This is a genomic window from Tenacibaculum sp. TB-56 (genome assembly GCF_059716275.2).
The window spans coordinates 452,122-464,699 of the sequence record NZ_CM201367.1 but is presented as its reverse complement, the minus strand read 5'-3'; the positions used below and the strand labels follow the sequence as shown (position 1 = coordinate 464,699).

General features: G+C 31.3%; 7 protein-coding genes. 3 read left to right on the top strand and 4 right to left on the bottom strand.

Translation table 11 applies throughout. The features are described 5' to 3' along the window. Window positions 1-10 precede the first annotated feature (10 nt). Together AC3VI6_RS02220 and AC3VI6_RS02215 are read left to right on the top strand one after the other, a co-directional pair. Window positions 11-1,495 carry a S8 family peptidase gene (locus AC3VI6_RS02220; protein ID WP_497705002.1) on the top strand — a complete coding sequence of 495 codons (1,485 nt, stop codon included), beginning with the start codon at window positions 11-13 and terminating at the stop codon, window positions 1,493-1,495. A gap of 101 nt (window positions 1,496-1,596) precedes the next feature. Beyond that, entirely contained in the window at window positions 1,597-2,121 is a 525-nt protein-coding gene (locus tag AC3VI6_RS02215) for a DUF4136 domain-containing protein (protein ID WP_497705001.1), read from the top strand. 62 nt (window positions 2,122-2,183) lie between these two features. Here the strand turns inward: AC3VI6_RS02215 and AC3VI6_RS02210 are convergent, their stop codons facing one another. Next, entirely contained in the window at window positions 2,184-2,669 is a 486-nt protein-coding gene (locus tag AC3VI6_RS02210) for a hypothetical protein (protein ID WP_497705000.1), read from the bottom strand. Window positions 2,670-2,709: 40 nt separating this feature from the next. Next, complete coding sequence (locus AC3VI6_RS02205) at window positions 2,710-8,835, bottom strand: alpha-2-macroglobulin family protein (RefSeq protein WP_497704999.1); 6,126 nt, start codon at window positions 8,833-8,835, stop codon at window positions 2,710-2,712. 186 nt (window positions 8,836-9,021) lie between these two features. Here AC3VI6_RS02205 and AC3VI6_RS02200 point away from each other — a divergent pair, with 186 nt between their 5' ends. Continuing rightward, entirely contained in the window at window positions 9,022-10,374 is a 1,353-nt protein-coding gene (locus tag AC3VI6_RS02200) for a UDP-N-acetylmuramate--L-alanine ligase (protein ID WP_497704998.1), read from the top strand. Here the strand turns inward: AC3VI6_RS02200 and AC3VI6_RS02195 are convergent. Together AC3VI6_RS02195 and AC3VI6_RS02190 are read right to left on the bottom strand one after the other, a co-directional pair. Then, complete coding sequence (locus tag AC3VI6_RS02195) at window positions 10,358-11,443, bottom strand: nucleotidyltransferase family protein (protein WP_497704997.1); 1,086 nt, start codon at window positions 11,441-11,443, stop codon at window positions 10,358-10,360. The genes AC3VI6_RS02200 and AC3VI6_RS02195 overlap by 17 nt on opposite strands. Next, the gene (locus tag AC3VI6_RS02190) at window positions 11,433-12,542 is read right to left on the bottom strand and encodes a hypothetical protein (protein ID WP_435255337.1); all 1,110 of its coding nucleotides are present in this window, start codon (window positions 12,540-12,542) and stop codon (window positions 11,433-11,435) included. Before AC3VI6_RS02190 ends, AC3VI6_RS02195 begins: the two co-directional genes overlap by 11 nt. Between the last annotated feature and the right edge of the window lie 36 nt (window positions 12,543-12,578).

Genomic DNA, 12,578 nt, shown 5'->3' with positions numbered 1-12,578 from the left:
CCTTTAAAAAATGAAAAAACTTATATTGAGTCTAACAGTTGTTTTGACTATGATTTCGTGTACTAAAAATGATGAAACATTAGAAACAGAAAAAGAACAAGACATACTTACCAAAAAAGAAATTAACGCAATTATTAATACTTCTTTACAAGAAACAGGAGATTTTAATTGGATGTCGCAAGATGCACATACAATTTGGAGTGCAGTAAGTCATGGTGAAAATATTTTGACCATTGGGTATGGTACATCCAAAAATAATTTTGCAAAAAGTGAAGCAACAGAGAATATTAAAGATGATTTAATTGCATTCGTAAAAAGTAATGAACCAACTTCAGCAAAAGGTAGTTCTGAATTGTATGTAGATGAAAACATTAATTATATCGATATTAAAGTAACGAATAAAGAAACTATTAGTATTTTGTTAAAAGATAGCAGAGTACGTTATGTTGAGCCAGCCGCGTATAGTTTTTTAGAGGCTACTGCACAAGCAAAATCCGACTCATCAGGTTCTTCAGGATGTGGTTATGGTACTGCAAATTTAAATACGAGTGATTATCGTACAGTAGCACCAGGAGCTAGATTACCATGGTCTTTTGATGCGCACAATATTTCACAAGCTTGGAATTACAGTACAGGTTCTGGTGTAACTGTAGCGGTGGTTGATTCTGGTTTATCACCAGAGCAAAAATGGATGAATCAATATTTTAACGATGGATATTCATCAGGAAGAACAGTTCAGAAATATGGAACCTTTGTAGATTCTTGGTGGGCTTGGTCTAATAATTATGACGGAGTAAATGACAAGTGTGGTCATGGAACAAAAATGGCAGCAGTAGCTACAGCTCCAAGAAATAATGATAATTTACCTGTAGGTGTTGCTTATAACGCAAACTTAGTAACGTATAGAGCTGTTGAAAATGTAGTAATTGACGATTACCATGAAAAAAGAGGTGTTGTTGAAGCATTAACAGCATTGGCAAATAGAAGTGATGTAAAAGTTATTTCTATGTCATTAGGTTCTCCGTTTAGTATAGGTAATGTATCTGATGCAGTAAAGTATGCACATAGCAAAGGAAAGATGATTTTAGCTGCAGGAGGAACGTCTACTTCGTTTACTACTTGGTATGGAGTAATTTTTCCTGCAAGTATGCTTGAAACTGTTGCGGTAACAGGTGTTAAAGAAGGACAATATAGTAAGTGTGATGTATGTCATACGGGATCACAAATAGATTTTACGGTACAAATGCAACGAACTAACGGAACGGATAATAAAATTCCTGTATTAAGTTATTATGATGGACAAGCAAATTATGTAGGAGGTTCATCTGTAGCAACTGCTACTACAGCAGGTATTGCCGCATTGGTATGGGCTAAAAATCCTTCTTGGTCACGAGAACAAGTTTTACAAAAAATGAAAGAATCCGCTGATTTTTATCCAAATAAACATTCAGAGTTTGGATATGGAAATATTGACGCTTTAAAAGCAGTTCAATAAAAATCAACTAGCTAACCTATGAAAAGCCTCGTACAAACGAGGCTTTTTTGTATTTTTATGAGGTATAGTTTTTGATTAAGTAAACTGTAAAGAATTTATATATGAAGTATTACAAATATTTTTTTCTGTTAATTATTATTGGTTGTGCCTCTTCTAAAGTGGTATATGATTACGATAGCCAAACAGATTTTAGTCAGTATAAGACCTTCAATTTTTTTGAAGATGCAGGAAAAGGTTTGAATGAATTAGATGTAAAAAGAGTCACTTATGAAATAACGACTGCTTTGGAAGCCAAAGGAATGCGATTGGCAGAAACTCCAGATTTGTACATAAACATAATGTCTAATGAACAAGTATCAGCAAATAGAAACAGAATAGGAATTGGAATTGGTAGTGGAGGTAGAAACGTAGGGTTTGGAATTTCAGGAGGAATACCTATTGAAAGCAGAAAAATCAATCAGCAAGTAACGATAGATTTTGTTGAAAGTGAAAAAAATCAACTAATATGGCAAGGAATTGTTACTAGTGAAATAAGAGAAAAAGCGACTCCAGAACAAAAGAAATTACATTTTCAAAAAGTAGTTGGTAAAGTAATCAATAACTATCCGCCTCAAAATGAGAAATAACTAAAAAAGAAAACCTCCAAAACAAATTTTTGGAGGTTTTTTTATTATTGTTCAATAATGGTTTAGAATTGGTAACGGATACCTAAACCAAAGTCAGAATTGAATCCGTCATATGCATCATTAAAACCAACCTCAGGTCTAAAGTCTAGTGAAAGCATTAGAGGAATATCAAAATTATATTCAATACCAATAACCCCTGAAGCAAATATAAAAGTATCAGAGTCATCATTACCAGGTCCAGGAGCATCATAACTCCAAACACCTAAACCACCACCAACACCGGCGTACCAGTTAAAGTTGTTTTCTAATTGCCATACCCATTGGTATAAACCTGTAGCTTTAAAACCATCGTAGTTCTTGCCGTTTCTAAGTCCTAAGTCAACTTCTAATCTGTTATTACCTCCTAAAGCTCTTTGGTATGAAACTTCAGCACCAAAACCATCGTTGTCTCCCAAACGAAGACCGATAGCATTATCAGCAATTTCTTGGGCATTTGCTGTAAAAAACGAAAGGGTTAAAAAACCAATGAATAAAAATAATTTTTTCATAATTTTTAATTTTGTGTTATGTGTTGCTAAGATAGTTATTTTATTTAATTAGTAATCTTTCTCCTTTTGAATGACTAGTAAATTCAGGGGCATACATACTCTGAATAGTGGTGATTCCGTTACTAAAGTTTCCTGCATTATTTACACGTACATCATACTCAAACACATATACTCCTTTAGGTAAACGTTCAAAAAAGAAATTTGTTGAAGCATCTTTTGTACTTTCATAATACCCTAAACCATCCTGCCATTTGTATTGTGATAATACATTAATAGGCTCAACACCACTAGCTCTCATATCTTTCATGTGTACAAATTCCATATCTCTGTCTGAACGAAGCTCTATTCTAACAGTTATTAAGTCTCCAATTTCTAGCTGGGTTTCTTTGGTGATTTCTTGTAGTTTTTTTCCTGTGTTAGTGTTAATTTTTTTGAATAATTTCTTATTCAAGTTTAACGGATTTTTAACAGAGGTAATTTTATCTAAATCTTCAAAATACTGCCAATATAAGCCACCCCAAGCAATACCTTTTCCTTTTTTACTAATACTAACAGTACTCATATCAGGAGTAATTTCAGAACCATTCCAAGAGGTTTTAAAATAACCAGTACCCGCTTCAACTTTTGTGTTTTCTAATTTAGAAGGATTGATTGTTTTCTCTCCAATTGTTATATCAACCATTTCGGTTACTGAAATCCAATCGCTTCCTTGTAATAGTAAAGCATATACAGCTTCGGTAGTTGCTTTAGTGGTTTGCCAACGATTTGTTTGCTTGTTTTTTAATAACCAGATTTTTAGGTTATCAATGGTTTCTGTGTTGTTTTCAATTTCTGAAAAAGCTTCGATTAATAGAGCTTGTGTTTCAATAGGGGCTTGATACCAATACCAACTAGGTTTGTTTTCTTTCCAATACATTCCTAATTCTTCTGAAGTAATACTGTTTTCTTTTAACGAAGCTATAATTTTATTAGCTACGGAAGTATTTCCGCTTCTAAATTGAAGTAATGCGATTTGTCCTTTTCCGTATAAATTGAATTCTTTCCAATAGTTTTTTGTTTGATTTTTATAGTATTCAACAGCAACTTTGGTTTTATCACTCATGTTAATGTCTTTATAAAAAGAACGCATGTATAAATATTGAATGATAAAATAACTCAGGTGGTTTTTTTCTAAGTACTCTTCGTATTTTTTTTGCCCTTTTTCAGCTTTAATACGTTCAGCATTTTCTAATAGCTTTTTGTAAACTTCTTCAATTTCTAGATCTAAAAAGTGGATAGCATCCACAAGCATCTTTTTTGTAGAGTTATCTATTTTGGTAACGCCTAATTTTTGTAAATGTCCAAAACCGGTAGCAATATGATTTGTGATATAAACATTAGGATTATCACTTCCTTTAAACCAAGGGAATCCGCCATTGTTTAGCTGTATTTCTGTAAGCTTGTTAATCGCTTTTTGTTGTTCGTTTTTCATTTTATTTAAATCGAACAACAAGGCAATGCGTTTCTTTTGTTCTGTTTCTGATTGCGCATCTCGTAACCAAGGAGTTTCTTGAATAATTAACGATTTTAATTCTTGGTTTTTTTCAAGGTTACTCAGCAAAGCATCAGAAGATTTCCACGCGTTGAATACTTCTTGAATCCTCGGATTTGAATTTGCAATATGACTCGCCAAGGTATTTGCATAATAACGAGCAAAAGTTTGTTCACTGCATTCGTATGGATATTCCATTAAATAAGGTAAAGCTTGCACAGCATACCAAGCAGGGTTAGAGGTAACTTCTAAAGTAAGTTTGTGATGTTTTAAAGTACTACTTGGTTGGCTGAGCGTAGTCGAAGCCAATTTATCTAACGTGAATGTTTTAGTTTCATTAGAACGAATCCACATAGGCAACGTTTCAGTTACTAACATTCGGTTTGATAATACAGGTAATACACTTTGTTCTCCATCAGAAAAATTTCCTGCTTTTGCAATTACTTTATATTGAATTGCTTGATAAGTATCAGGAATAGCCAAATTCCAAGAAACTTGTGTGTTTCCGTTAGAATCAATACTGAAAGACTGATTTTTAGAAGAGTTATTTAACAAGTTGATTTCCTTTCCAGTAATTGCATCGGTTAATATAAGTTGTGCTGTACCTTTTAAGTTTTTATCAGAGATATTAGTAATTTTAGTACTAAAAGTAATTTGATCGCCTTCTCTTAAAAATCTCGGTGCATTCGGTATCACCATTAACTCTTTTTGGGTAACGGTAGTTAATGTTTTTGTAGCAGAATGTAATTCCTTAGTATGTGCTAGTAATTGTAATTTCCATCGTGTTAACGATTCAGGAGTGGTAAAGCTAAAGGTTACATCTCCATTTTTATCAGTAGTTAAATGTGGATAGAAAAAAGCTGTTTCTTGAAGGTTTTTACGAATTTGAATTCCTTCTAACGAAACTTTTTCTAGAACTTTTTTAGGAGGTGGACTAAAAGAAGCATCTTTAGAAAGAAAAGGAACGCTACTATCTTCCACTTCAGCTTCTTCCATAATAGCTTCTGGTTCCGAAATTCCATTTTTTAACCTCTTAGAAGCTCCTCTTAAAAGAATATTTCTGTTTCTTCCGAAGCTAAATCCAAACCAATTTAAGCGATCGTATTGTTGCGTTGAATAATACCTGTTAGGGTAATTTATATTAAAAATCCTGAAATGTTCATTGCCAAAACTTTGGTAAGCATTTGTATTGCTGCCGTAAGAATAATAAGTTGAAGTTGTAATAGGATTAAATTGCCAATTATGTGCTTTGAATTCATCTAAAGAAGTATCGTACATGCTCGCTAAAACTTCTGCAGCTACTTTGTTGTTTTTATCATTTTTTATGGTAAAATTCCAAGTTTCTTCAGCTCCAGGTTGTAATTTGTCTCTAAACGTATTGGTTTCAATGGTAATTGTTTCTTGTTTGTTTGGTACAGAAATAGGAATCGTTCCGCTTAAAAAACTGTTGTAATTCACAAAGTGGTATTTGATGGCAAACCCACCAATATCTTCTTTCGTAACTGGAATTTTGATTGTTTTTAAATCATTATTTAAATGAACAAGTGTTGTTTTTACAATTTTATGGTTCTTTTCTGTTTGAATAACCACAGTTACATCTTTTGAAGCAGAACCAATTTGTAATTCCACATTATCACCTAGTTTGTAGCTTGGTTTATCAGTATTGTAAACAAATAATTGATTATCGATTACACTTTTCTCAGCTCTTTTTGTTAATGTAAAACGAGTTTTATCGGTAACATTTTGTCCAAATTTATCTTTAGAGTTTAATATGATAACATACTTTCCAGAAGTCCATTTCGAATAATTTTTTAAAATAATTTCTTTTGATTTTTGCGTATCAAAAGCTTGTTCAAAAACCAATGTTCCTTGTTTCCAAGTTTCAGGATTTTCTTCTTCTTTGGTATAAGCATCGTGTGGAAACAACTTTCTAAAATCAGCTTCTGAAATATCTTGATAATCAGGGATATTCCAAGGTCTGCTACGTAATGGACTTTTAGGAGCTTGTAGTTTGAATATTTTAATACTTCCTTCCGCAGAAACAAATTCTCCATTCAAATTTTTACTTGAGATTTCAATGGTAGTTTCCTTGTCTGATTTGTCTATTGTTGAAGGAGCTACTATTGAAGCAAGTAATGAATGATATCCAACTTTTACGATAGAAGTGGCAGAACGAGTTTCACCATTAATATCGGTAATATCAGCAGTGATTTCATATTCAAAAACAGGAAGACTTTCTTTGTCTACACTTTCATCGGGTAAGGCTTTGAAAGTGATTGAAAAGTTTCCTTGGGCATCGGTTGTCAATTCTCCATGCGTAATTTCTTGTGCTTCTGAAATAAGTTGAGGTCTACGCCAATACCACCAATTAGGATATTGCACTTTACGATGCACTCGATATACTACTTTAGCATCGGTAATGTTTGTTCCAGAAAATGCTTTGGCGAATCCGTGTACAGTAATGCTGTCGTTTACCTTATAAGTTTTAGTAATAGGTTTAAACTCAGTTTTAAACTTTGGTCGTTTGTATTCTTCAACTGAAATAGGAGTAATGTATTCTTCTTGGGTAAAAGAAAAATATGCATTGTTATAAAATTTACTTTCTCGTTTTTCACTTTCATCAATAGAAAATGAATATTCGCCAGTTAATCCGTTGTTAGGGAGTATAAACTCTCCAGAAACTGAACCATATTCGTTCAGCTTTAGATTCAATGTTTTTACTTCTTGACCATTCACATCGTTTAGTGTGATTTGTACATATTCATTAGAGAAAGGTTTTGAAGTTTCTCCTTTTTGCTGAATAAAAATAGCTTTAAAATATACCGTTTGACCTGGGCGATAAATGCTTCTATCCGTAAAAATAAAAGGTTTAATATTTATATCTTTCTCCTCTTCTTCAACATCAGATGTTTCGTGGTATTTGTATAGGTAGTAATTTCCAAAAATAACAGAATCATCTTTTGTAGTTACCGTAATATATACATTGCTAAAGTTGTCATTACTTTTATAACTAGCAAAACCATTTTTATCGGTTGTTAATTTTTTATGAATTGATTTTCCGTATCTACGTTGCTTGTTTTGTAATAATAATTCAGCGTTTTTAATTGGTTTTCCAGTATTTCTATCTACCACTTGGTAGGTTCTGATACCGTTATTGTTGTTTTCAACTAATACTAGATTGGTTACTTGTAAGTTGGCGGTAGCGTATAGGTCAGAAGTATTAAAAGTAGCATTTTTATGCGCTACGATTAAATAATTTCCTTGAGTTAATTTTGGAACAACAGCTTCAGTCGTGTGCTGTAAATAATCTTTTTCGTTTCGTAAAGTACTTTTCCAAGAAGTAGTTTTTTGTAGTTTTTTTATAAAGTTAATTTTCTCTTCGTCTTTATAAATTTTTTGAAGCTCTTCTAGCTGCTTTGGGGTAATTTTATAAGCACTAAAATATAGTTTATCAATGTTGTTGTAAGTAACTAATATTCTTGAAGGCTTGTTTATTGGAACAAATTTTTCTGAAAGAAGAGTTAATGATTCTAATTTGATTTGTTGCTGTAAAGTTTTACATTTTTTAGCAGCAATACTTTCAGGAAATTGTTCAATTACTTTATTACAAATAGCTAAAGCTTCTCGATTTTTAAAACGAATATCTTCGTTTTTATTAGCTTGATATGAATTGGCTTGTAGAGTGTAAATCCTAGCAATTTCATATTGATACAAACCAGTTAATTCGTTGTTTTTATAGTTGTTAGCTGATGTTTTTAAGGTTTGTAGTAACAACTCTTGTTTGTTGCTAAAAGTAGCATGCTGATTTACAAAATGAAGTCGTTCTATATCAGCATCAACCAAAGCATCTAGATTATTGTTTTTTAAATGAAAAGAAAGTAGGCTTTGATAAATTTTTAAAGCATTGAATTGTAGTGATGAATCATCTTTTGTAGTGAGTTTTAGGTTTGAAAATGTTTTAACATCACTAATATATTTTGCTTCATTAATTTTAAATTGATAGGCAGGTTTTGTAATGCTGGTTTCTGTAGTTTTATAAAACTCTAAAGCATTATGCGCTAAAAAATCGAATAGAGTAGGACGAAATTTTTTAGAATCTTTAACAGCGTGGATAATTTCTCCAAACTCATATATATCTACTTTTTGGAGTAGTGTTTCATTTTGTAAAGAATTTTGATAATGACAGTGAATTTCAGCAAAAAGCGTGTCTAAATCCCATGTTCTAAAATCGTTTCCATCAACTTTTTGCTCCGTTTGTGTTCGATTGTAAAACTTCCATCTGTTTTGATTGAAGTATTGCCAATACAAGTTAGCTAAAATATTTTCGAGTACATTCTTGGTAGGAAAATTACTTTTATCAATTTGTTGTTTGAATTGATTGATAATTTTCAATTGTGCGTCTTCCTCTAAAGTCAATGAATATTTACTTTTATAAAAGAGCGATTTTATAATTTGAGGTGAGTTGTTACTTTTTTCTGCCTTTTCATAAATACTTTCAACAACTTTTAAAGCTGATTTAGGTAGATTATCCAACTCAAATTGATGGACTTTTTCCCATAAATCTTTATAGTTTTCTTGAGCGTTTACTATGGTTGAAAATAAAATTAGTAGCAAAATAGAGGTCAATTTTTTCATAACGTGATTATTCATTTATAAATACAAAACACTAAAAAAAGTCAATTTATTACAAGTTAAAGTTTGTAATAATAGTATTTGAGTGAGTGTGTGCAACTTTTCAATGAGTTTAATATTTAAAGATACTTAAAATTCTTACTTGGTTTTGTATTTTTGGGTTTTTATACATTACAGATAATTTACTACATGAGAATTCATTTTATAGCCATAGGTGGTAGTGCAATGCATAATTTAGCCATTGCTTTACAACAAAAAGGATACCAAATAACAGGAAGTGATGATACAATTCACGATCCATCAAAAACTCGTTTAGCAAATAAAGGGTTGTTGCCAGAAGAATTTGGTTGGTTTCCAGAAAAAATTACTACCGATTTAGATGCTATAATTTTAGGAATGCATGCAAAAAAAGACAATCCTGAGTTGTTGAAAGCGCAAGAATTAGGAGTGAAAATTTATTCGTATCCAGAATTTTTATATGAACAATCTAAAGATAAAACTCGTGTAGTTATAGGTGGTTCACATGGGAAAACAACCATAACTTCTATGATTTTACATGTATTGAATTATCATGAAAGAGAAGTAGATTATATGGTTGGTGCACAATTAGAAGGCTTTGATACCATGGTGCATTTGACAGAGGAAAATGAATTTATTGTGTTAGAAGGAGATGAATATTTGAGTTCGCCGATAGATATGCGTCCGAAGTTTCATTTATACAAACCTAATATTGCATTGTTAAGTGGAATTGCGTGGGATCATATCAATGTGTTTCCAACATTTGAAAACTATGTAGAACAGTTCAAGATTTTTACTGATTCTTTAACAAATGGAGGAATCATGGTATATAATGAGGAAGATGCCATTTTAAAAGAAGTGGTAGAAAGTTCAACTCATCCGATTAAGAAGTATCCATACGATACTCCTGATTATTTTATAGATAATGGAACTACTTATTTAGAAACGTCTGAGGGAGATTTACCGTTAGAAATTTTTGGAGATCATAATTTACAAAACTTAGCTGGGGCAAAGTGGATTTGTCAACACATGGGAATAGATGAAGATGAGTTTTATGAAGCAATTGCTAGTTTTAAAGGAGCAAGCAAACGTTTAGAAAAGATTGCTGAAAATTCTTCGTCAGTTGTGTTTAAAGATTTTGCACATTCACCATCTAAAGTTGCAGCAACTACAGCTGCGGTTAAGAATCAATATTCAGGTAGAACTTTGTTAGCATGTTTAGAATTACATACCTATTCAAGTTTAAATGCTGAGTTTTTATCAGAATATAAAGGAGCTTTAGATAAAGCAGATAAAGCAGTGGTGTTTTATTCTCCCCATGCAGTAAAAATTAAACAGCTAGAAGAAGTTTCTGAAGCACAAATAGCGAATGCTTTTGAGCGAGATGATTTGATTATCTATACAAATCCGCAGGAATTTAAAGAGTTTTTATTTAGTCAAAACCTAGAGAATACAGCTTTGTTATTGATGAGCTCTGGTAATTATGGAGGTTTAGATTTTGATGAGATTAAGAACTTGGTTTAAAACCAAACTTTCTTTTTAGCCAATTAACATCTGTTATTTTAGAGTAAACAAATAAAAAATAAGATTTATTAAATAGGGCTTTGAATAAAATTTGAACTCTAGATAATAATTTTAAGTAGAAGCTTAACATCTTTTTCTTGATTTTGGTATAGCTGTTTGGTGTTAAGCTTTGTAAACAATCTTTAATGTATTGCTGACTTTTGTTGTCTGAAGTGTATTGTAGGTTCTGTGGTTTAGATAAAATAAAACTGTATAAATCTAAACCACCATTTAATTCTTTAGATAGGTTTGTGTCTGTAATTATAGTTTCAGATTTTAGTTTATTTCCTTGAAGGAAAACATCATAAGCACCTCTTAAGTTGATGCTTTTAAGAAAGTAAGCATTATCATTAATCAATTTAGAAAATACAGTTAGTTTGATTTGATTTTCAATTGATAAAAGGGTGATGTTATTAGTTGTAAACAGAGAGTCTTTAACAGTTCTGTAGTTGAAAAATGTAGCTTTTTCTTTTCGTAACATGTTTTTATGAATTTCAATAGCTCCAATTTTTTCAGGATGTGTAATTCTAGGTATATGCCTGTGATCATCAAAAAGCTCAGAAACTTTGTCAGTATAGCCATATTTTTTTAGGATATTAAGAGTAGTTTCAATATGGTTTTTATCAACTAAAAAATCAATATCGCCTACCATTCTTTCAGCGGTATCTTCATAAAGCCCTTCTAATAAATTACTCGTTCCTTTTAAAAAAATGGGATTGATATTGTTTGATAGTAAAAGTTCATTAATTTCCTTAGCTTCTTTTATAATTTGCTGATTTCGCTCCCTGTTTAAATCAGTAATATGTTTCATATATTCGACTAAATCAGTAGGTAAGTAGTGTAAAAAATCAGCTCGTTTTAAATTGCAATATAATGCTGGGAAAACATAGTGGGTTGTACTTACTTTAACTACAGCGTTCCAGTCAACCAAATCCGATTTAATTTTTTCTTCAACTAAATCCCTATTCGTTTTTTCGTAAGTAATAGTTAGACACTTACCAATAAATAATAAAGCCTCTTTATAAGTCATCAGCAAATATTTTTTTAACAGTTGAAATCATTTTTTCATTATCCGAATAAGTTAGCTGATAACATGGTAACTTTTCAAACCAATCTAAAAAAAGTTTAGCATTTTCAGGGAGGGGAGATAACCACGAATCAGGTACTAATTGTTCAAAAGCTGTAATGTTTGAAATTTTATTAATGATTAAATCACTATTTTTTTGATACTTGATAAAGACCAAGGCTTTACAAGGAAGTTTTAAAGAGTAATTTTTGTTGTTGGTAGGTAAGTACCGAACAATTTTATTAAGTTTTTTAAAATGATATTCAGCAGATGTTTTCAATTCTGGATAAATTGGAAGTAATGTCTCCAAACTATTTTTTTTTATTGAGATAGCAGCAGGAAAACTGTGTGCCAATAAAGATGTGTCAATAGGAACAAAATCATCCGCTAAACAATTGAAACCATTAGCTTGTAATAATGCTAAAGAGGTGCTTTTTCCATTGCCAGAATCTCCTAAAAACAGAATAGTATTATTGTTATCGCTAACTGCAGATGCGTGAAAAGTACCTATCCATTCATCTTCATTTCTTTGATATATTTTCTGTACTAACTCCATTGAAAATTTTCCTTGAAAAAAATGTACTTCATTCAAGTTCCAAGTACCGATGTGCAAACCATCTATAGAAAAAGAAATAGCATTATAATCACTAAAAACTTCAAAAAGATAATCGATACCATTCGTTTTTTCAGTTTCTAAGTGAGCAAATTTTGGATGCACTAAAGAGGTTTCTATATCAGAAGCAAATTTTACTTGAAAATAGAATCCGTTTATTTTATAATATTTTATTGAATGAAATACCTGTGGTTTCTGTACTAAAAGAGTTTGATTATTTCCAGGTGTTTTTTTTGAAGTGTTAAGTAGCACTTCAATATCCTGAACTAAACTAAAGGCTTCTTTGTTAGGAATATTAACTTGTTTAGTTATTTTAGAAACAATTTCTTCTTTGTTAATTTTTTTGTTTAAAAGAGAAAGGGTTTCAGCAACTAAAGGAGCTACAACAAGATATTCATTGTTGTCTTGAAACCAAATAATCTGTTTGTTTTCGAGATTTTTTGTGGTCATATATTCATGAAAATATTAAAAACCTCGAGAACTTCT

What these genes read in the sequence shown, in the direction of transcription:
- AC3VI6_RS02205 (WP_497704999.1), bottom strand. Translation starts at nt 8,835, where the DNA reads ATGAAAAAATTGACCTCTATTTTGCTACTAATTTTATTTTCAACCATA.
- AC3VI6_RS02215 (WP_497705001.1), top strand. Translation starts at nt 1,597, where the DNA reads ATGAAGTATTACAAATATTTTTTTCTGTTAATTATTATTGGTTGTGCC.
- AC3VI6_RS02210 (WP_497705000.1), bottom strand. Translation starts at nt 2,669, where the DNA reads ATGAAAAAATTATTTTTATTCATTGGTTTTTTAACCCTTTCGTTTTTT.
- AC3VI6_RS02220 (WP_497705002.1), top strand. Translation starts at nt 11, where the DNA reads ATGAAAAAACTTATATTGAGTCTAACAGTTGTTTTGACTATGATTTCG.
- AC3VI6_RS02190 (WP_435255337.1), bottom strand. Translation starts at nt 12,542, where the DNA reads ATGACCACAAAAAATCTCGAAAACAAACAGATTATTTGGTTTCAAGAC.
- AC3VI6_RS02200 (WP_497704998.1), top strand. Translation starts at nt 9,022, where the DNA reads ATGAGAATTCATTTTATAGCCATAGGTGGTAGTGCAATGCATAATTTA.
- AC3VI6_RS02195 (WP_497704997.1), bottom strand. Translation starts at nt 11,443, where the DNA reads ATGACTTATAAAGAGGCTTTATTATTTATTGGTAAGTGTCTAACTATT.